Source organism: endosymbiont of Riftia pachyptila (vent Ph05) (genome assembly GCF_000224455.1).
Taxonomy (GTDB): Bacteria; Pseudomonadota; Gammaproteobacteria; order Chromatiales; family Chromatiaceae; genus Endoriftia; species Endoriftia persephonae.
This window is the reverse complement of the sequence record NZ_AFOC01000068.1, coordinates 1-21033: the sequence shown is the minus strand read 5'-3', so window position 1 is coordinate 21033 and position 21033 is coordinate 1. Positions and strand designations below refer to the sequence as shown.

The 21033-nt window shown below is 59.2% G+C and carries 16 protein-coding genes, 1 tRNA gene and 6 pseudogenes; 10 read left to right on the top strand and 13 right to left on the bottom strand.

Annotation, left to right across the window (positions count from 1 at the left end; translation table 11 throughout):
- Nucleotides 1-264 precede the first annotated feature (264 nt).
- The 10 genes and pseudogenes from RIFP1SYM_RS16500 (at nucleotide 265) to RIFP1SYM_RS17510 (ending at nucleotide 9884) form a co-directional block, all read left to right on the top strand.
- The gene (locus RIFP1SYM_RS16500) at nucleotides 265-474 is read left to right on the top strand and encodes a hypothetical protein (protein ID WP_050798756.1); all 210 of its coding nucleotides are present in this window, start codon (nucleotides 265-267) and stop codon (nucleotides 472-474) included.
- 11 nt (nucleotides 475-485) lie between these two features.
- A pseudogene (locus RIFP1SYM_RS19140) lies at nucleotides 486-749 on the top strand (protein kinase domain-containing protein); the annotation flags it as partial.
- Between the two features lie 95 nt (nucleotides 750-844).
- Complete coding sequence (locus RIFP1SYM_RS19135; protein ID WP_005964471.1) at nucleotides 845-1651, top strand: hypothetical protein; 807 nt, start codon at nucleotides 845-847, stop codon at nucleotides 1649-1651.
- Complete coding sequence (gene tagF, locus RIFP1SYM_RS11160; protein ID WP_338063173.1) at nucleotides 1638-2375, top strand: type VI secretion system-associated protein TagF; 738 nt, start codon at nucleotides 1638-1640, stop codon at nucleotides 2373-2375. The genes RIFP1SYM_RS19135 and tagF overlap by 14 nt, the downstream gene beginning before the upstream one ends.
- Before the next feature lie 66 nt (nucleotides 2376-2441).
- A pseudogene (locus RIFP1SYM_RS18800) lies at nucleotides 2442-2732 on the top strand (hypothetical protein); the annotation flags it as partial.
- A 76-nt stretch (nucleotides 2733-2808) separates the two neighbouring features.
- Entirely contained in the window at nucleotides 2809-3129 is a 321-nt protein-coding gene (locus RIFP1SYM_RS18795) for a peptidase (RefSeq protein ID WP_005964465.1), read from the top strand.
- 17 nt (nucleotides 3130-3146) lie between these two features.
- Nucleotides 3147-4400, top strand: coding sequence for a serine/threonine-protein kinase (locus RIFP1SYM_RS16490; RefSeq protein WP_240992090.1), 1254 nt, complete (start codon nucleotides 3147-3149; stop codon nucleotides 4398-4400).
- Between the two features lie 86 nt (nucleotides 4401-4486).
- Nucleotides 4487-7441 (top strand): formylglycine-generating enzyme family protein, encoded by a 2955-nt coding sequence (locus tag RIFP1SYM_RS11150; protein ID WP_005964459.1) that lies wholly within the window; start codon nucleotides 4487-4489, stop codon nucleotides 7439-7441.
- 3 nt (nucleotides 7442-7444) lie between these two features.
- Nucleotides 7445-9391 (top strand): formylglycine-generating enzyme family protein, encoded by a 1947-nt coding sequence (locus RIFP1SYM_RS11145; RefSeq protein ID WP_139042128.1) that lies wholly within the window; start codon nucleotides 7445-7447, stop codon nucleotides 9389-9391.
- 70 nt (nucleotides 9392-9461) lie between these two features.
- Entirely contained in the window at nucleotides 9462-9884 is a 423-nt protein-coding gene (locus RIFP1SYM_RS17510) for a hypothetical protein (RefSeq protein WP_139042127.1), read from the top strand.
- Nucleotides 9885-10225: 341 nt separating this feature from the next.
- Here RIFP1SYM_RS17510 and RIFP1SYM_RS11140 read toward each other — a convergent pair whose 3' ends face one another.
- The 13 genes and pseudogenes from RIFP1SYM_RS11140 to RIFP1SYM_RS11090 all read right to left on the bottom strand — a co-directional run.
- Nucleotides 10226-10912, bottom strand: coding sequence for a YiaD family glycine zipper/OmpA-like lipoprotein (locus RIFP1SYM_RS11140; RefSeq protein WP_476756442.1), 687 nt, complete (start codon nucleotides 10910-10912; stop codon nucleotides 10226-10228).
- Nucleotides 10913-11640: 728 nt separating this feature from the next.
- Nucleotides 11641-11717 (bottom strand) — tRNA-Pro (locus RIFP1SYM_RS11135).
- 136 nt (nucleotides 11718-11853) lie between these two features.
- Nucleotides 11854-12213, bottom strand: a complete 360-nt coding sequence (locus RIFP1SYM_RS11130; protein ID WP_005964446.1) for a MerR family transcriptional regulator — start codon at nucleotides 12211-12213, stop codon at nucleotides 11854-11856.
- The gene (gene ihfA, locus RIFP1SYM_RS11125; protein ID WP_005964443.1) at nucleotides 12191-12493 is read right to left on the bottom strand and encodes an integration host factor subunit alpha; all 303 of its coding nucleotides are present in this window, start codon (nucleotides 12491-12493) and stop codon (nucleotides 12191-12193) included. The genes RIFP1SYM_RS11130 and ihfA overlap by 23 nt, the downstream gene beginning before the upstream one ends.
- 3 nt (nucleotides 12494-12496) lie before the next feature.
- Complete coding sequence (pheT, locus tag RIFP1SYM_RS11120) at nucleotides 12497-14335, bottom strand: phenylalanine--tRNA ligase subunit beta (protein ID WP_005964440.1); 1839 nt, start codon at nucleotides 14333-14335, stop codon at nucleotides 12497-12499.
- Nucleotides 14332-14874 (bottom strand): YtpR family tRNA-binding protein, encoded by a 543-nt coding sequence (gene ytpR / locus RIFP1SYM_RS18790; RefSeq protein ID WP_005964437.1) that lies wholly within the window; start codon nucleotides 14872-14874, stop codon nucleotides 14332-14334. The genes pheT and ytpR overlap by 4 nt, the downstream gene beginning before the upstream one ends.
- A 118-nt stretch (nucleotides 14875-14992) precedes the next feature.
- Nucleotides 14993-15987 (bottom strand): annotated as a pseudogene (gene pheS / locus RIFP1SYM_RS11115) (phenylalanine--tRNA ligase subunit alpha).
- A 142-nt stretch (nucleotides 15988-16129) separates the two neighbouring features.
- A pseudogene (rplT, locus tag RIFP1SYM_RS11110) lies at nucleotides 16130-16488 on the bottom strand (50S ribosomal protein L20).
- Between the two features lie 24 nt (nucleotides 16489-16512).
- Nucleotides 16513-16709, bottom strand: a pseudogene (gene rpmI / locus RIFP1SYM_RS17005) (50S ribosomal protein L35).
- Between the two features lie 54 nt (nucleotides 16710-16763).
- Nucleotides 16764-17282, bottom strand: a complete 519-nt coding sequence (infC, locus tag RIFP1SYM_RS11105; RefSeq protein WP_039960351.1) for a translation initiation factor IF-3 — start codon at nucleotides 17280-17282, stop codon at nucleotides 16764-16766.
- A gap of 216 nt (nucleotides 17283-17498) precedes the next feature.
- Nucleotides 17499-19417, bottom strand: a pseudogene (gene thrS, locus RIFP1SYM_RS11100) (threonine--tRNA ligase).
- Between the two features lie 238 nt (nucleotides 19418-19655).
- A complete protein-coding gene (locus RIFP1SYM_RS11095; protein ID WP_039960350.1) occupies nucleotides 19656-20513 on the bottom strand; it encodes an NAD-dependent epimerase/dehydratase family protein in 858 nt (285 codons plus the stop codon).
- On the bottom strand, nucleotides 20506-21033 hold a 528-nt coding region (locus tag RIFP1SYM_RS11090), incomplete at its 5' end, for a glycosyltransferase family 2 protein (protein WP_039960352.1). The genes RIFP1SYM_RS11090 and RIFP1SYM_RS11095, both read right to left, overlap by 8 nt.

Genomic DNA, 21033 nt, shown 5'->3' with positions numbered 1-21033 from the left:
GGACGAGTTGCAGCGCAGTAACCGGATCCCGGCCCAGATCGTCACCTCCCTGCGTGCCCGTCTCGCTCAATATACGGAATCCGCGGAGGATGCAGCGGGTGGGGAAACTCGTATCCGTTCGGATCGGGGAACGGGCCATCCGGCCCGATTTCTAACCAGGCAACTCGTATCGTCGGTACCCCAGTGCCATCTCCCTCCCGCGTTGCTCAAACACAAGCCTCCTCTGCACCACCCCTCTCCTCAGGCCACGCAAGTCGCCCGCTGGTGGGCGACATCCTCAACGGGCGTTTCGTGCTGGAGGATGAGATCGGCCGCGGCGGCATGGGCGTGGTCTACCTGGCAAAGGACCTGCGTAAGGAAGAGGCGAGGGACCGGGATCCTTACGTCGCCATCAAGGTGCTCAACGAAGCGGTGCAGCAGAATCCTGATGCCTTTATCGCTCTGCAGCGGAGGCCAAGAAGGCCCAACGCCTAGCTCATCCCAACGTGGCCACGGTCTATGATTTCGACCGGGATGGTGACAGGGTCTACATGACCATGGAACTGATGCAAGGCGAGTCGGTGGAGCACCTGATCAAGCGAATCCGGCCCAGCGGTCTGCCCCTGGAGAAGGCCCTACCGATCATCGAGGGGATGGCTCAGGGTCTGGCCTACGCCCATAGAAAGGATATCGTGCATGCCGACTTCAAGCCGGGTAACGCCTTCATCCTGCAGAACGGAGAGATCAAGGTACTCGACTTCGGCATCGCCCGCGCCTTTAACCCCCCAGGACAGAACTCTGGCGACCNACCGTCTTCGATCCCGCCAAATGGGAGGCCCTCACTCCGGCATACGCCAGTTGCGAGATGTTCGACCAGGCGGCCCCCGATCCGCGGGACGATATCTACGCCCTCGGCTGCGTCAGCTATGAACTGCTCACCGGACGCCACCCCTTCGACAAGTTGCCGGCTAACCAAGCCCGCGGTCGAAAATTAATACCCAAACCCATCTCCGGACTCAGCCACCGACAGAATCAGGCACTGGTCCATGCCCTGGCCTTCGAACGCGGTGAGCGCACCCCTGATCTTGAGCAGTTTCTACGGGAGCTGAAGGGTGGAAACGACGCCAACCTCAAGTGGTGGGGGTTGGCAGCGGGTGTCCCCCTGTTGCTGGCAGTTGTGGGGGTCGGAATCTATCTCTGGATAGACGGGGGGACGGACAGGCCGAAGAGTTCACCCCGACCAACACTGGTGGTCGAACAACCGGCAGAAACAAGGCCGGCTGCAACGATCCCAGGGGAGCTGTTGGAGCCCGATGAAACACCAACGGCCGAGGCTAAACCCAGGCCCAAGGAACTCGATGCTGAAACTCGGGCCAAGGTAGAACGCATCCTGGAGGTAGCCGAGCTTCACCGGATGGTCGGTCGCTATCTGGAACCGAAAGGCAGCAATGCGGTAGAGGCCTATCAGGCGGTCCTCGAGATGGACCCCGGAAACCGGAAGGCCCGGAACGGCCTGGATCAGGTGGCCACCCATTTTACGAACCAGGCCAGGCAGGCCATGGAACAGGGAGATAATTCAGCAGCACAAACCATGCTCAATCAGGGCCTGCGGGCGGTCCCCAAGCACAGGGAGCTCCAGCTTTTGAAAAACGGCTGCAATCGAAATAAGTAAGCATATTCAGATAACGCAACCGATCTATCATCAGATACTTCAATTCAGAGCGCTGATTGAGCAACTTGGTGAGAGCTGGCTCGACATCTACCTCACCAGCCCAATCTGGCGCTTCGCCCTCTCGACCGGATTATGCGGCGAGGCCGCCTGGTGCGGCATCCTGATGCCCAGCGTGGACCGTGTCGGACGCTACTTCCCCCTCACAGTGGCAGCCCCGCTAGAATCAGGTGGCAATCTGACCGCCCTGCTGCATGACGACAGCCGGTGGTTTTCACGCTGCGAGGAGCTGGCACTGGGCTCGCTGGCGGAAGAGATCCCCCTGGAGGGTTTCGATCAGGCCCTGATCGATCTGCCGCCACCGGTGATCCCCCCTCGTCCTGGGGCAGTCAGCGTCGGTGGCATGGGTCGGTCGGCCTGGCAGTTCGAACTTCCCTCTCTCGAATCCGTCTCCCCGGTGACCGCCGCCCTGAACCAGACCCTTTTAGAACGGGCCTTTCCCGCCTACAGCCTCTGGTGGAGCGAGGGCTCGGAACGGGTTCGTCCCTCCCTGCTGGTCACCGAGGGGCTGCCGCCGATTGAGGGCTTTGCCGCCCTGCTCGACGGCAACTGGGTCAACTGGAACTGGGGCCAGTACCGGGTCCCCCTCTCCCCCTCTCCCACGCCAGTGAGTGAAAACGGGAGTAAACCGGACATCAGTGAACCAGCAGAAACGGAAGCAAAATGAACGGAACGTCCACCATACATTGGGATTCCGCCGCATTGAGCCACGTCGGCAAGGTCCGCAAACTGAATGAGGATGCCTACCTCGACCGAAACGAATCGGGCCTCTGGGTGGTGGCAGACTGGCATGGGGGGACACAGTTCAGGCGACATGGCCAGCGGCATGATCGTGGAGCGAATGCAGCAACTGCACCTGCCGGGAGTCCTGAGCAAGAAGGTGGATCTGCTGGAAGAGACCCTGCTCGACATCAACCATCAACTGTTGACGGAGGCCGCTCACCGCGGCGGCAACGTGACTATCGGCGCCACGGTTGTGGTGATGCTGGCCCATGCCGCCCACCTGTTGCTGCTCTGGGCCGGCGACAGCCGCGCCTACCGTTTTCGCGATGGCGAACTGACCCAACTGACCCAGGATCACACCCAGGTGGAAGGAGCTGGTGGCAGGGGGCCTGCTGCTGCGGGAAGACGCGGAGAACCACCCCGCCTCCAACGTGGTCACCCGGGCGGTGGGGGCGGTAGAAGAGCTCTATGTCGACATGGGCGATACCCAGGTCGAACCGGGCGACCTCTACCTGCTCTGCAGTGACGGCCTCAACAAGGAGGTGGCGGACCGGGAGATCGGGGAGATTCTGGCCATGCAGTTGCCCCCCGAGAACTACTGCCACCGGCTCATCGACCTCGCCCTAGACCGTGGGGCTAGAGACAACGTCACCGTGGTGGTAGCCCGAGCCGATGCGGGGCCGCCCGAACAAATATGACGGATTTCAGGATCCTGTTGAACGGGCTCAGTCAAGGCGCCATTGACGCCGACGAGTTGATCGAGCGATTGTCCCGGATCGCCGAAGAAGCCCCGCAACAGATTCCCGAACTGATTGAGGCGGTAGACGAAGGCTTTCGCGCCGGCCACCTGCCACCCCAAATCCACGCCATGCTGCTGGCCCGGATCGAGATGCCAGCCCCCGCCAAAGCGGAAACTCCGGTGCTTCCCCCCGGGGTTGACGAGGAGCCCCCTCGGGACGGCAGCACCCGTATCACCGGCAGTGACAATGCAACCCGGGTAGTCGCAGGCCCCGGCAAGGAACCCGTGATCGACGACGAAGCAACGCGCATCGCCAGCGGTCCGACACCTCGCCCCCCTCTCGGCGACGAGGCCACCCGGGTTGCCAGCAGGCGTACTGCACCGCCCATGACACCCTCCCAGACCTCCAACGGCTCCTCCTGGGCCGATACCAGCGGGATGGGGACCACCACCTCATCGCATCGGATCAGTCACGAGCCCGCAGTAGGCGACACCCTCAAACAACGTTTTGAACTGGTGGAGGAGATCGGTCGCGGCGGTATGGGCGTGGTCTTCAAGGCCCTAGACCAACGCAAGGTCGAGGCAAAGGATCGTAACCCCTACGTTGCCCTCAAGCTGCTGAACGAGAGTTTCAAACAGCACGCCGCCTCCCTGATGGCGCTGCAGCGGGAGGCGCGCAAGGCCCAGGACCTGAAACACCCCAACGTCATCGGCATTTTCGACTTCGACAAGGACGAACATGGTAACTACTTCATCGCCATGGAGTTCCTCGAGGGCAGCCCCCTCGACAAGATAATCAAGAAGCTGCGCGGCACCGGCATGCCACCGGAGCAGGCGCTGAAACTGATCACCCAGATGGGGCTGGCGCTGGCGGCCGCCCACAATCACAAACCGGGCATCATCCACTCCGACTTCAAACCCGGCAACGTCTTCCTCACCCGGGATGGCGAGGTCAAGGTCTTCGATTTCGGCATCGCCCGGGCGGCCAAGCCGAAGATCCCCCAGGCCGGCAGCGATGTCACCGCCTTCGACGCCGGCACCCTCGGCGCCCTCACCCCCACCTACGCCAGCCTGGGAATGCTGGAGGGCCAGGACCCCGATCCCCGGGACGACATCTATGCCCTGGCCATCGTCGCCTACGAACTCTTCACCGGCGGCCGCCCCTTCGGCCGCAAGCCCCCACCGAGGCGCAAAGCAAGGGGTTACGCCCGAAACGGGTCAAGGGCCTGACCCGGCGCCAGTGGAAAGGGCTGCAGCGGGGGCTGGCCTTCCAACGCGAAGACCGCACCCCCAACGTCGAGCAGTTTCTCGACGAATTGACCCCGAAGAAATCCCGGCTGCCGCTGATCGCCGGGCTCTCCGCCATAGGTGCCGGGCTGCTGGGCTGGCTGTTGGTGCCCGATTACCTGGAGAAGCAGCGCACAACCGAACTGGCGACACAGATCGAAGGCTCCACCCTGGCCCGAATCCCCCAGCTGCTGGAAGACGCCACCGAACTCCGCCCCGAATCCCGGCGGTTGTTGTCCGCCAAGGCCGTAGCCCGCCTCATCGGCATCATCAACCAAGGCACCCCGAAACAGGTCCAGGAAGGTCTGCAAGTTACACAGGAACTCCCTCCCAATCAGAAGCGCGAGGTGATCGCCAGCGCCCGTGAGGCACTCCTCACCTACTACATCAATCTGGCTGATGATGCCTTCGCCCCCCAGGAGGGAAGCTACGACTATGCCGCCGCAGAACGGCAGATGACCCTAGCCAGCACCCTCTACCCCGACTCAATCCAGATCTTCCGCACCACCCAGCGTATGGAGGATGCCCGCAACGATCTGCTCAATCGCCTGGATAGCCGTTTCAACGAAAACCTGAGCGCCGGCCGTCTGCTGCCCGATCCGGTAATGGATGATATGGCAGATGTTCTCGGAATCCTGCGCCAGATCAGCCCCGAACATCCGCTGCTCACCGACCCACGTCTCGCCAATGCCTATAGCCAGCAGGCCAACCGCCTGTTGGCGAAAAATGACGTGGACCGGGCCGCCAGCCTGGCGGAAACAGGCCTGAAACAGTTCCCTGATGACGTGGCGCTGGAGAATCTGGCGGCCCGGGTCCGCCTGCTGCGCAACAAAGAAGAGGCCCAGAGCTTGTTGGCCGACCTGCATCGGGATCTCAAACAGAGGCTGCCCGGCATCGATACGCTCAATGGCTATCGGGAACTGGACGAACAGCTCAAACAGCTGCGCATGATCCAACCTGACGACCCGCTGCTCAGCCAGGCTGAAGCCGGTTTGCGCAAGTTACTTCAGCCGCAGCTGGAACCGCTGATCGCACAGGAGAAGTGGAGCAGCGCCAATACCCTGTTGAAGCAGTTCGCCGGCCAACTCTCTGGCGATTACATGCGGATACAGCAGAAACGTCTGCTCGGCGGCAAACGCGCCCCGGAACTGCTGGCTGAGGAGATCGCCGAGCGCAAACGGGGCATCGAACGGTTGACCGCTGGAGCACGGTTCACCGCCTCCTGGGAACAGGAACTGGAGACGGCGCTGAAAGGTCTTCAAAACCTGATTACGGCGGATGACCCCTGGCTCGGCAAACAGAAGAATGAGATCGCCCGGCTCTACCTACAGCAGGCCGGAAAGGAGCGTGATGCGGGCCAGTTCACAAGAGCCGGCACCCTGCTGAGCCAGAGCGAACGCTTTGCCCCGGCCATGGCGGATCGTTTCAAGGCGGAACACTTGGCGCTGACCAAGGCGGAGTCAGCCTGGGAGCGGGAGAACAGGGAACGCATCCAGCTGGCTCGAGTAGAGGGCACCAAACAGTCCCTGCTCACCCAGGCCAAGGCAAATGACGTTACCCAGGCCCACAAGACATTGCAGGAGTTGCAGCAGGAGTTACCGGCAAATGACCCTTTCCTTCAGGTCACCGGGCCCGAGGCCATTGGCAAGGCCTATCTCCGTCTGGCACAGAGACGGGCCAAGAGAGATGACTTTACCGCGGCCATCAAACTGGTTCGCCACGGTCTGGAGATTGCCCCGGAAATGCCGGAACTTACCGAAAAGCTGAGAGATTTCCAGCGCAAGACCGCGTTTAAAAAGGTTGGCCAGGCGCTGAAGAAACGGCCACCCAACAAACTTCGCGCACTCGATGCCGAGTTACAGCAGTTGCAACAGGAATATCCCGAGCAGTACCCCGTGGCCGAGGAAAAATATGCCGCACTGCTCATCAAGCGTGTTGAAACCGCAAGGGATCCAGCGATTGCCGCTTCCCTACTCGTCGTCGCCAGACAACTCTTTCCCGATAACCGGGCATTGACAAAAGTTTCCGTCGCCGAGCCACCGAAGCCGTCGGTTATTGCTGCACGTGGTATAGAGGCGGTCGAGGCAGGGCGTCTCAACGAGGCCCTCAAGCTGCTGCAGGAGGCAAAGGAGAAGGAGTCGGGTCACCCTGATCTGGCGCGCCTCGGTAACTCCCTGAAAGCGCGCTTGGAACAGGCGAAAAGAACCTTTTCCGAACACAAGACTGCACTGAAGGCAAAGGATCGCAAACAGGCCATCACCAAGGTGGAACAGGCCATCAAACTCTGGAACGACCATGCCATCTTCAGGAAAAAACTGAAGGAGTTGCGCCCCCCCTCTTCCAAGGACCGCTGCAATCCAAAATACGCCGGTTATGGCAAGCGCAGCAGCAAGTTCCGTTGCTACGATCTGCTGAATGGGAAACAACGGGGGCCCATCATGGTAGTGGTGCCCGCGGGTGGGGGGAGCGCCACGCCCTACGCCATCGGTCGCTACGAGATCTCCGTCGGTGACTACAATACCTATTGTCGGTTGAGCAGCAAGTGTAAACCCCTCTCAGGGAAAAACACCAAGCTGCCTTTGAACAACATCTCACTGCAGACGGCCCAGGCCTACGCCGAGTGGCTGAGCAAAAAGACCGGTCATAACTACCGGCTGCCACGAGAGGAGGAATGGCTGCACGCCGCCAGGGCTAAAGGGCGTCAACCTGCCGGCTCAGATTTCAATTGCCTGCTGCTCAGCGGTGGTTCGGTGGTCAAGGGTGGCGCACCCATCGAGGTCAATGTGGCACCGCAGAACACCTGGGGTCTGTTCAATTATGTGGGCAACCTGCAGGAGTGGGTGATCGGCCCAAACGGTAGCAAGGTCATGGGCGGTCACTACAACTCACCGGCAGCCACCTGCAGTATTAAACTCAACCAACAGCACGGAGGCGCTGCCGAGCAGATCACCGGATTCCGGCTTCTGCGTGAGATCAAAGGGTAGGCCATGAGCAACACGCAGCCCCAAATCAGATTGCGGCAACTGGCACGGGAGTTCGCTGAGGGCCGTATCGACCGGGAGAGCTACCGCACTCGGCGTGCCGGGTTGCTGGATGCCCTGTCACCATCGGACAAGGCGGCACCGGCTTCAAATACACCGGCATCCGCCTCCGCAACCCATTCCATCCTCCCCCTCGCCGCCGCTGCCGGTGGTCTGTTACTGGTGGCGGGGGCCGGATTGTTTCTCCTCTTCACGGCGAAGGACGAACCGCTCGCACCAGCACCTGCTGTGCCACCTGAAACGCAACCTCCTACACCCATGGTCGAATCGCCCCCGCCACCCGTAATTCCAGAAACAGGGGCCGCACTGGCAACGGTGTTACGGGGGTTCGTGCAGGCAGGCGACTGGAGTAAGGAGAGCCAGGAGCAGCTTCTGCAGGAGTGGCAAAGCCGGGGAGCGCAAGCTCAGGCGGAGGCAAAATCCTCACGATGGTTCCGCGTCCTGGAAACCGATTTCCGGTCACGGCTTGAGGAGGAGCGCGGACTGGCTGCAGGCAGCAATGGAGAGATCGTAAAATCGCTGGTGGATTTCGGCCACCGGCTGGAGTTGCAAAACACTACCGAGAAAAACACGCTCCCCTCCGCTTCTGCGCCTGAGGTAAAATCCCGCCCGCTTCCAGCCCCAACCGAACGGCCCGTCAACCACAAGACACCCGCACCGTCCCCAACAGCACCATCCAGACCAGTAACCGCTGCAGCGCCGAAACCAAAGGCGGCAGCGTCGACTAAAGCCCCGATTAAACAAACCTTAGCCAAAGAGTCGGTGCAACAAAAAATTGAAACTCAGCCGAGGACGCCCACCTCGCGCAAGCAACGATCCAGCGTGGAGGTCCCTGTTCCCCGAGGTTGCCGGCCGCGCTTTACCAGCCCTAACCAGGTTCAGTGTCAAGACAGCCTCCAGACTGGTGAGCGGGGGCCGTGGCTCACTGTGCTGCCTGGGGGACTGTTTGTCATGGGCAGCGACAGCGAACCCCAAGAACAGCCGGTACACCTGGTCAATATCGCCTACCCCTTCGCCATCGCCACCCATGAGATCAGCTACCGGGAGTATGCCCGCTTCTGCCGGGAGAGTGGCACGGTCTGCCCTGAGCAGCCATGGAATCGCGCTGACCTTCCGGTGGTCAACGTAAGCTGGGACGATGCCCAACGTTACACTACCTGGCTCGCAAAGCAGACGGGCAAGGGCTACCGCCTGCCTACCGAGGCGGAGTGGGAATATGCCGCACGGGCAGGCAGCACCGGCCCCTATCCCGTAGCCGAGGCCGACCTCGGCAGTTATGCTCACTATGCCCGTCACGGTGGTGAGGACGCACCGCAAGCCAGCAAGCCGCAACGCACCAATCCCAACGCCTTCAGCCTGTTCCACATGGCCGGTAACGTCCAAGAGTGGGTCCTGGACAACTGGCATGACGATCACGCCGGCGCCCCCGCCGACGGCAGTCCCCATTTCGACCAGAGTTCAGACCGGCGCGTCGTGCGCGGGGGCGGCTACAATGAAACCGCCGGGTCCTTGCGCTCATCCGCCAGGTCATCCTTACCCCAGACCAGGGCCAACCGCTACACCGGCTTTCGCGTCGTGCGGGACATCTATCTCAAGCCCGATCAGGCAAACCTGGAAAAATGGGGCGACTGGTGGCTGTCACGCCAGGATAAGCAGCACTATACGGTGCAGCTCTTTAGCCTCAAACGGCTGGACAGGCTGGGAGAGCTCGTCGAACACCACCCTGACCTTCCCCTCAAGCTGGTCAGCTCAAACGAGACAGGCTTCAACTACCGGATCCTCTACGGGCTCTTCACGACCAAATCTGCCGCGGAAAACGCCTTCAAAGCCCTGCCCGCTTCTTTGCGCAAACAAGTGCCTCGCTTGCTGATAAAAGAGATTGGTGAGTTGTAAATGAGATTCTTGACAGAAAGAGTGGGTAAAACACTGCGTGTGGAATTACACCAATCCAGCTTGGCTGCGAATGAAAGCAATTTATTGGCCCAACCCTTTGTTGATTCAGATCAACAGAGTAAATGTATTATCAAAAATTGGAGATGCTTTAGGGTTGACCGACAACATTTTATCATTCCAGCCAATTGCAGCCCTCATCGGCCCTGGAACCACATTAGCACATACTGCCACAGGCATATCAGTGGCTGTTCTCGTCCTTAACCTGATCATTAATATTATTAATTGGATAAATGCATGGGAAGCAGGAGACCGTCTATATGGATTTCGCGCAGTTGCCTATACAATCACGGCATGGGCATTTGACGAAACCATCCCTTCATCTTCCAACAGATATCTAAAGCGAGCAAAAGAAAAAACGGGAGCGTACGCTGACTGCTTTGCCTTTCTTGGCGAAGAAGAAAAACGTTGGACACAAAGCATGGAAAGAAGCTAGCAATGCTGCAGTAAAACGATTAGATAAGCTTGCTAATGATGAACTTATGGGTCGCAAATCGACGCTCAAGAAGTACCTGAAGATTCATAAGCAATGATAACAAAGAGGATCTTTGCTCGGCTGTACTGAAAGGAATGGAAAAAGAAGCTCGATGATTATCAAGCTGAACTGATGAGGCATGGATATGATATTAAATATCCGCATTGAACTCGAGGACAATAGGGGACAGACCACGGTTTATCGCCCAAGAGTTTCCTAGTGGCTAGCCCAAACCGGTTTTGACTCCCCCGGCAACGAGGAGCCCATCGGAACATCAAGCCGATTCCTGCATTCCCTTACACTCAATATCGCGGCGACTCGTAGGCCTGTTCTTCCTGCCCTTTTTTTATGGGACGTACGTAGATCTCGACCCGGCGGTTGAGCTGGCGGTCCCCCTCAGTCTCATGAGAGGCCCGTGGCTCCGATCTCCCCCGCCCCTCGACCCGGATGCGTGCAGCGGGCACACCCTGATCCTCAAGAAAATAGGCAACATTTTCGGCCCGGCGCTCGGACAAGTGCTGATTATATTCCGCCGTGCCCGTATCATCTGCATGCCCCACTACATGCACCACGGTCTGGTTGTATTTGACCAGGATCCTGGCTAGCTTCTCCAGGGTAGATTCAAAACTTGGTTTGATCGCCGCGCTGTCGAAGGCGAATGACACCTCATTGTTGAGGTTCAATTTCAGAGTATCGTCTTCGTAGCGCTGGATAGCGAGTTCCTGTTTCTCCCGCTCTTCGGCGAGTTCCTTTTCGAACGAACGCTGCTGCTCGTCCATATAAACCCCGACCATCGCTCCAGCAAAGGCACCTACCGCGGCACCAACAATTTTACCGTGCTTGTCGTCAAGCTGGTGGCCAACCACCGCACCGGCAATGGCGCCGATGGCAGCGCCGGATTTTGCATTCCGATCGGGATCGCCCGTGGCGCAAGCGGAGAGCAGCGAGGCGGCGACCAGAAATGTTGCAACAGCCTGACGCTGGCGTATTCCCCACCTCTTAGCAACCCCTTCGGTCGAGATATGAAACACTGCATAGATCGACACTGTTGCTGCCCGTCCTGTCTGCTCAAAATGGGACTAATAAACCTAATTTCTTAATAGCATAATCCCGGGATAAGAAAAACCAAAGCCTGCCGGAGACGACCTTCCCAGAGTTGGCGCTTTTCAGATTCGGACTGGGGAATGACACAGAGCTTCGAGTTATGTTTTCTGGCTCTTTCTGAACGACCGTCCCCCGGCCATTAAATCTGAGGGCTGCGAGAACCCTGCGTTATGAAGATCGCTAAGAACATCAACCTACTCTGAGGGCTGATGCCGAGATCATCGAAGCCTCCCGCTCGCCTGCCCCTATCTCATCCATCACAAACCCTGGAGACTCAGAAAGAGCAAGGAGATAAGCAAAGGCCTCATGGCAGCTAGAGAAGCCACCGACCCGTTCGACAGTGTAGCGCCAGGCCAGCATTTCACGAACTGCTAGGCCTCGAGGAGTTCCTGCGGGAGAAACAAAGATGGAGCCTGAAGCAGATTCAGACCTTGCGAGAACACACCCGCAAGAGCATCACGAATCTCTATCGGACGGGCATGAATGGACGATAGGGAGATGCTGGCGGTTGGAAATCGAGCCGTGCTCCCAACTCAGCGCCACAAAGTTTGCGCAACCGCTTTTCTTTATCTTGGCTGCGTCCCTGCAACCCACTGAAAGTATTATAGAAAACTGGTCCGGGCGAGATGATTCGAACATCCGACCCCCACAACCCCATTGTGGTGCGCTACCAAGCTGCGCTACGCCCGGAGATTCTGGCGATACAGGCCAATCGACCTGGCTCCAGATCCCCGCGGATCCACCTCCCATCTGGCGGGAAAATTAGCAGCTCCGCAAAGGAGGGGGAATACTATGCAGTTACCCTGCTGTTGTCAATCGTAAAAGACTACCTCTTGAGGATCTGAAGTAGATCCTCAAGTTCCATGCGCAACTGCTTGACGATCTGCTGACTCTGGATGTGGTCATCCTTAGCATGCTCACCTGACATCTGCTGTCGGGCGCCACCGATCGTGAAGCCCTGCTCGTAGAGCAGGCTGCGGATCTGGCGGATCATCAGCACATCGTGGCGCTGATAATAGCGGCGGTTTCCACGCCGTTTTACTGGTTTGAGTTGGGGGAACTCCTGCTCCCAATAGCGCAGCACATGAGGTTTCACCTGGCAAAGATCGCTGACTTCACCGATGGTGAAATAGCGTTTGCCAGGGATCGCAGGCAGTTCAACGTTACTGCTGTTGGGATCCAGCATAGGCTTCCACTCGCGCCTTGAGTTTCTGGCCCGGCCGGAAGGTTACCACTCGGCGGGCGGAGATCGGGATCTCTTCTCCGGTTTTTGGGTTACGACCGGGACGCTGCTTTTTCTCACGCAGGTCAAAATTTCCGAAGCCTGAGAGCTTCACCTGACTGCCTTCCTCAAGAGCACGGCGGATCTCTTCAAAAAACATCTCCACCATCTCTTTGGCTTCACGTTTGTTGAGGCCCAACTCATCAAAGAGCCTTTCAGCCATATCAGCTTTGGTCAGTGACATACCCTACTCTCTCAACTTCGCGCCAAGCTCATCGGCTAACCGTTTGAGCACAGCATCGACCACCGCATCCACTTCCTCGTCCGTAAGAGTGTGGGAAGATTCCTGTAAAATCAATCCCAAAGCGAGACTTTTTCGCCCCGAATCTACCTTCTCACCAGTATAGACATCAAAAAGACGGATGTCCTTCACAATTTCTGGGGCAGCCGTTTGCACGCAGCGTTTAACCCTGTCGAAGGGGATTTCCGCATCCATCAGCAGTGCAATGTCGCGCCGGATCGAGGGAAACTTGGAGAGCGGAGCAAACGCCGGCAGGCGGCCCGCATTGAGCGCCTCCAGCTCGACCTCGAACAGATAGGTACTGCCATCCAGATCGAGTTGCTGCTCCAGGGCAGGATGCAGCATACCGATCCAACCGATCTGCCGACCAGCAAACTCGATCGCGGCGCTCTGCCCTGGATGCAGCGCCGGGTGCTCGGCAGCACTGAACGCAAATCCTGCCCCTGCCCCGGTCAAGGTAAACAGCGCCTCCAGGTCTGCCTTCAGATCGAAGAAATCGACAGCACGCGCTGCACCGCCCCACTGCTCCGATAACTGCGGACCGGTGATCAGCCCCGCCAACATCTGACGCTGATCGATCTCGCTTGCGCTCTTGAGGAAGCGCAGACCGGACTCAAAGATGCGTACCCGCTCTTGCTGGCGCGACAGATTGTAGCGGGCGGTCTGCAGCAGACCCGGCCAAAGGCTAGTGCGCATCACCGACATGTCAGCCGAGATCGGATTCGCCAGACGCACCCCATCACGCCCCGGATCGAGCTGCTTGTGAAGCTCGGGGCTGATGAAAGAGTAGGTGATAACCTCTTGATAATCCCGTGAAACCAGCAGCTCTTTAGCGCGCAGCAGATCGAAGTCAGCCTCAGCTCGACCACGCAACTCCATGCCAAAGGCACCACGCCGGGTGGGGATGCGCGCATAACCGTAGATGCGCCCGACCTCTTCGATCAGGTCTGCCTCGATGGAGATATCAAACCGACAGCTGGGGGCAGTAACCAGCCAGCCCCCCTCTTCGACGGAGAACTGCATCTCTAGGCGGCTGAGGATATCCTCCACCTCGTCGGTGGAAATCTCGATGCCAAGCAGACGCTGAATGCGCTGATGGCGCAGCAGAATCTGCGGGCGCGCCTCGATCTTCTCCTCGTCACTGACCTCCACCACCGGCCCCGCCTCGCCGCCGACGATATCCAGCAGCAGTGCGGTGGCCCGCTGCATCGCCTGCGCCTGCAACTGGGGATCGACGCCGCGCTCGAAGCGGTGCGAGGAGTCGGTATGCAGGCCATAGGCACGCGCCTTGCCGATGATCGCGGTGGGGCTGAAGAAAGCGCTCTCGAGCAGGATATCGCTGGTCTCGGCGCTGACCCCGGAGCCCTCGCCGCCCATGATGCCGGCCAGCGCCAGCGGACGATTCGCATCGGCGATCAGCAGAGTGTCGGGCTTCAGCTCGATCTCCTGACCACCCAACAGGGTCAGCTTCTCGCCTACCTCGGCCATGCGCACCCGAACCGGCGCACTGAGCTGGCCGAGGTCAAAGCCGTGCATCGGCTGACCCAGCTCCAACAACACGTAGTTGGTCACATCCACCACCGGGCTGAGGCTGCGGATGCCGCTGCGACGCAGCCGCTCCTGCATCCAGATCGGCGTCTCGGCCGTCGGATTGATGCCCTTGATCACCCGACAGAGGTAGCGTGGACAGGCCTCTGTGGCCTCCAGCTGTACCTCGAAGCGGTCATCGATCACCGCCGGCACCTCGTCGATCTGCGGCGGGGTGACCGGGCAACGATTGATCACGCCGACCTCGCGGGCAATGCCGGCGATGCCCAGCAGTCGCCCCGGTCCGGGGTCAGATCGATATCGATGGTCTGGTCGTCGAGCTGCAGCCAGTCGCGGAAATCATCGCCAACCGGAGCATCCGCCGGCAGCGGCATAATGCCATCGGAGCTATCGGCCAGACCCAACTCACTGGCGGAGCAGATCATGCCGAGGGATTGGACACCGCGCAGCTTGGCCTTCTTGATCTTGAAGTCACCGGGCAGGCGGGCACCGACTACCGCCACCGGCACCCGCATCCCCTCGGCCACATTGGCCGCGCCGCAGATGATCTGCAGCGGCTCTTCAGCATTCACATTGACGCTGCAGATACGCAGCTTGTTGGCATCCGGATGGGGCTCGATGGCGAGTACCTCGCCGACCACTACACCACTGAACGCGGGGGCCACCGGCTCCACCGAATCTACCTCGAGACCGGCCATGCTGAACTGCTCGGCCAGCTCCTCGGTGGCGACCGCAGGGTTGGCCCACTCGCGCAACCAGGCTTCACTGAATTTCATTTTTCTGCCCGTTTTATTGAATCGTTTTCAAACCGCGAATGGACGCGCATCACCGCAATAAAACGCAAATATTTTTTGCGGAAATTAACGGTGACTCGCGTCCATTCGCGACCAATTATTATGCAAACTGTTTCAAGAACCGCAGGTCATTTTCGAAGAAGAGCCGCAGGTCGTTGACCCCGTAGCGCAGCATGGTGAGCCGTTCCACCCCCATGCCGAAGGCGTAGCCGGTGTACTCTTCGCTGTCGATGCCAACGTGGCGAAACACCTCGGGATGGATCATGCCGCAGCCCAGCACCTCCAGCCAGCCGGTGTGACTGCAGACCCGACAGCCCTCACCACCACACATCACACACTCCATATCGACCTCCGCCGAGGGCTCGGTGAAGGGGAAGTAGGAGGGGCGAAAGCGCACCTTCAGATCCTTCTCGAAGAAGCTGCTGAGAAAGTCGTAGATCACCCCTTTGAGATCGGCAAAAGAGACATCCCGATCGATCAGAAAGCCCTCCACCTGGTGAAACATCGGGGTATGAGTTAGATCGGAGTCGCAACGGTAGACCCGCCCCGGCGCGATGATCTTCATCGGTGGCGTGCCACTCTCCATGGTGCGGATCTGCACCGGCGAGGTATGGGTACGCAGCAGCATGTGGGCGTCGAAATAGAAGGTTCGTGCATCGCCCGGGCCGGATGGTGCGCCGGGATGTTGAGCGCCTCGAAGTTGTGGTAGTCGTCTTCGATCTCAGGGCCTTCGTGCACATCAAAGCCGGCATGGGCAAAGAGGCGTTCGATCCGCTCCAGAGTGCGGGTAACCGGATGCAGCCCGCCCTTTGCCAAGCCACGCCCCGGCAGGGTCACATCGATCTGCTCAGAGGAGAGCCGTGCTGCCAATGCCTGTTCTTCAAGCAGCGCCTTGCGCGTCTCGATAGCGCGCTGCAACGCCTGCTTGGCCTGGTTGATCGCCTGCCCCGCCTGCGGGCGCTCCTGTTTTGGCAACTTGCCCAGCTGTTTCAACTGGTCGGTCAGCAGGCCGCTCTTGCCAAGATATTTGACGCGCACTTCATCCAGAGCGGTCAGGTCATCGGCTGAGGCCACTGCGCACTCTGCGTCCGCCATCAGCTGTTGCAGATTCAGCACAGAATCTTTCATCTGTAATCATCCTCGAGAGGGAAACAAAAAAGGGGAAAGGCCCAAAGGCCTTCCCCCTTTATAGACGCCGTTATGCATGCGGACAGCCGCCCACACTCGACGACAGGCTTTAGCTGGAGAGAGCGGCCTTGGCCTTTTCTGCCAGCGCGGCAAAAGCCGGCTTGTCGTGTACCGCCAGGTCGGCCACATCTTGCGATCGATCTCGACCAATGCCTTGTTCAGGCCGTCGATCATGCGGCTGTAGGAGAGACCGCACTCACGCGCACCGGCGTTGATTCGGGCGATCCAGAGAGCGCGGAACTGGCGCTTCTTCTGGCGGCGGTCGCGGTAGGCGTATTGGCCGGCCTTGATAACCGCCTGCTTGGCGACACGATAGATCTTGCGACGGGCACCGTAATAACCCTTCGCTTCCTTAAGCACCTTCTTATGGCGGGCGCGTGCTTGTACACCACGTTTGATTCTGGACATTCTTCAGTACCGATTCGTTAAAGGTTAGGCGTAAGGCATCATGCGACGGGCGGCAGCCACATCGGACTTGTGCACGTACCTGGGGAACGCAGATGGCGCTTCCGCTTGGTGCTCTTCTTCGTCAGGATATGACGACGATGTGATGCGTTCCGTTTGAACGAACCGGATGCGGTGCGCTTGAACCGCTTCGCGGCACCACGATTGGTCTTGATTTTTGGCATTGCTTCAACTCCGCAATTTGTGGCGGGATCCCACTATTGGGCCTGCCTTTTTGGTTACTTTTTCTTGGGACCCAGCACCATCACCATCTGGCGGCCTTCCATCGCCGGTTTCTGCTCCACCTGACCATATTCGGCCAAATCGGCTTCCACCCGCTGCAGGAGTTCCAGCCCCAGCTCGCGATGTGCGTGCTCACGACCGCGGAACCGCATGGTTACCTTGGTCTTGTCCCCATCACTAAGGAAACGTACCAGGTTGCGTAGTTTTACCTGGTAATCCCCTGCACCCGTCCCTGGTCGGAACTTCACTTCCTTAACCTGCACCTGCTTCTGCTTCTTCTTGGCCGCCTGTTTCTGCTTCTTCACATCGAACAGAAACTTGCCGTAGTCCATCACGCGGCAGACCGGAGGCTCCGCGTTCGGTACGATCTCAACCAAGTCCATATCCGCCTCGTCGGCCACCGCTTTGGCCTCGCTCAACGAAACGATTCCTAACTGTTCGCCGTCCGCACCCACCAGTCTGATCTGGGGTACATTGATCTCGTCATTCAGGCGATGCTTTTTTGGTGCAGCGATAGTCGCTTCCTCCGCAGAAGTTCAGCTCCAAAACAGGCCGTGATGCCTTACGACGGCCTGCCTGTGGCACATTGGCGTGCCACTGGTTTCGTCAGACAAACCTGACGAAAACCGGTCGACCAAGGCGACTCATTACCTTGATCTATGGTTGAGTTGGCCACTCAGGCTTTTCAACCACTCGAAAGCAGAAAAGCACCGACCCAGCGGTGCTTTATCCTAATTCACACGTTCGGCCACCTCTGCAGCCATTTTCGCGATGAACTCCTGCAGCGGCATGCTGCCGAGGTCTTCACCCTTACGGGTCCGTACGGCCAGGCTACCCTGTTCCATCTCCCTGTCACCGACGACCAGCAGATAGGGCACTCGCATCAACGTGTGTTCGCGGATTTTAAAGCCAATCTTCTCGTTTCTCAAGTCCGATTCGACACGAAAACCGGCTTCACGCAGGGCTTTGACGCTGTTTTCCGCATATTTAGGCCTGGCGATCGGTGATATTCATCACCACCACCTGCACCGGAGAGAGCCACAATGGCATGGAGCCGGCGTAGTGTTCGATGAGGATACCGATGAATCGCTCCAGGGAGCCAAGCACCGCCCGGTGCAGCATCACCGGCACCTGCTTGCTATTGTCTTCGGCGATATAGTGGGCGCCAAGCCGCTCTGGCATGGAGAAGTCGAGCTGGATCGTGCCCAACTGCCAGACCCGCTCCAGGCAGTCGCGCAGGGAGAATTCGATCTTGGGGCCGTAGAAGGCGCCCTCCCCCGGCTGCAGCTCGAACTCCAGCCCCTTGTGGTTGAGCGCGTCTTCCAGAGACTTCTCCGCCTTGTCCCAGAGCTCGTCGGAACCGACGCGCTGCTCCGGGCGGGTGGAGAGCTTCACCAGCACCTCTTCGAAACCGAAGTCACGGTAGACCTCGAACAGCAGGTCGATGAAGTCGGAGACCTCGGAGAGGATCTGCTCCTCGGTGCAGAAGATATGGGCGTCGTCCTGCACGAAGTTGCGCACCCGCATCAGTCCATGCAGGGTGCCGGAGGGCTCGTTACGGTGGCAAGAGCCGAACTCGGCCAGGCGCAGCGGCAGATCGCGGTAGCTCTTCAGTCCGTGGTTGTAGATCTGGATGTGGGCCGGGCAGTTCATCGGTTTGATCGCATAGTCCCGGTGCTCAGAATGAGTGGTGAAGATCATGTCGCCGAACTTCTCCCAGTGACCCGACTTCTCCCACAGGCTTCGGTCGATCACCTGAGGCGTGCACACCTCTTGGTAGCCGTGGTTGCGCAGCTTGTCGCGGATGTACTGCTCGATGCTCAGGTAGATGCTCCAGCCCTTGTCGTGCCAGAAGACCATGCCCGGCGCCTCTTCCTGGGTGTGGAACAGGTCCTGCGCCTTGCCGATTTTACGGTGGTCGCGCTTCTCCGCCTCCTCCAGCCGGTGCAGATAGGCGTTGAGCGCCTTCTTGTCGCACCAGGCGGTACCGTAGATGCGCTGCAGCATCGCGTTGTCGGAGTTGCCGCGCCAGTAGGCGCCCGCCACCTTCATCAGCTTGAAGCCCTTGCCGAGCTTGCCGGTGCTCGGCAGATGCGGGCCGCGGCAGACATCAAACCAGTCGCCTTGACGATAGATGGAGACCTCTTCACCCTCGGGGATGATGTCCTGGATGATCTCGACCTTGTAGTCCTCACCCAGCTCGGCAAATGTTTTGATCGCCTCGGCTCGATCCCACACCTCACGCTGCAGTGGCAGATCGCGCTTGACGATCTCGTGCATGCGCTGCTCGATCTTCTTCAGATCGTCCGGCGTGAAAGGGCTCTTCGCGGGCGAAGTCGTAGTAGAAGCCGTTTTCGATGGCCGGACCGATGGTGACCTGGGTGCCCGGATAGAGTTCCTGCACCGCCTGGGCCATCACATGCGCGGCGTCGTGGCGCATCAGCTCCAGCGCCGCCTCATCACGACTGGTAATGATCGCCAGCTCACTGTCCGCTTCCATCAGGAAGCTGGCGTCCACCAGCTCTCCATTGACCCGACCAGCCAAGGTCGCCTTTGCCAGGCCTGGTCCGATGTCGGCCGCCACCTCGTAGACGCTGACGGGGTTGTCGAATCTACGGGTGGAACCGTCCGGGAGGGTGATGACAGGCATGTCTCTTTCCTTGTCAGTGGTGGCCCATACGAGAGGCCACATGAAAAAAAGCCAGGCCCCAAGAAGCCTGGCTGGCTATTCGATTGCGGTGTTCCGGGTGTACCCACCCTGCCGCGCTTGCACTCCAGGCACGAGCAAGCCTCTGCTAGAGCTAAGCGGCGGATATTCTATCGTCTGCGGAGGTCAACGCAAGCAGTTGCTGATTGAACCGGATCGCAGATCGAAACACGTACCGCCCCTATGGAAGATCGCCCACTTCCAGGCGAAACGGGCGGGGTTTGAAGCCGATGTCCTGCTCTGCCTCGGCATGGTCGAAGACCATATCCTGGTTCATCCTATCAACCATCGCGACCGACCAATCCTGGAAACGCCTGAACCTGCGCAACAGCAGCAGAACCATCTTGAAGGCCCAGCGGGGGATGGAGACGAGCCGCTCCTGTTTATCCATGCAGCGAAAGATCCTCAGCACCATCTCTCTATAGCTAAGCTGTTCGCTGCCAGAGATATTGTAGGCCCGGTTTTTTATTTCGGGCAGATCGAGCGCAGCCTGGCAGGCCTGAGCCACATCTTCTGCGTGTATGGGTTGTCGCAGCCCCACCCCTTCGCCCAACAGTGGAAAAAAACCAAACCGATTGATCATCCGGGCGATCTCGGAGATGTTCCGATCTTTGCCCAGGCCATAGATCAGTGTCGGTCGCAGCACCACCCATTCGATGTCATGTTTGCCGGCCCACTCGGCCAACATCGCTTCTGAGGTCCTTATCCCTTCCACAAGCCGCTGTTCTGCTGGACTCTCTGAGCGGGATTTGGTGAACAGGCTGGTGGTACTCAAGACAACGACCTTGCGCGCACCCCGAGCCTCCAGCATGGGGAGCAGCTCCGCTAGCACCCAGATCGGAGCCAGCGAGATCCAGTGGGTGATCTCCACCCCTTTCGGGTTCCAGACCAGCGAACCCGGCTGCAGGTTTGGGTTTTCGCTCTCTGGCTTGCGCCGGGAAAAGGCGGCAACCCTGCAGTTTGACGCGACCAACCTGGGAAGCAGAGCCGCCCCGACCAGACTGGTCGCGCCAATCACACCGTATATCTTATCAGCCACGCCGTTTTCCCACTTTGCAACTGGCACTGTGCAGCAGATGATAGAGCGCCGTCGCGCCAAATCTGAGCCAGACTCCCAATCCCACCAACCACATCAACACACCAGGGTACTGGTGTTTGAAAAACTTGCGGTAGAACCGAATCATGCCCCTGTGTTTATGCCAGGCAACAAAGATGGGTTTGCCTAGGCCGCAGACGCCGCGATAATGGATGATCTTTGCATCCGGTACAAACAGGATTTTCCAGCCCTTGCGGCGAAAGCGCATACACCAGTCCAGATCCTCGCAATGCAGAAAATAGCCCGCATCGAGCGGCCCGACATCTTCCAGGGCATTTCGACTGACCAGCATGCAGGCGCCGGAGATCGCCTCGACCTCGATCGGCTGCTCAGGCAAGGGCTGTTCGTGTAGATGGAAATCGAAAAACAGCCGCGGCCAGCGATGAGAGAGACTATACAACCCAAACGCCCGGACAAATGAGCGCCAGGGCGTCGGAACAGCGCGACGCCCTCCACCCTGCTC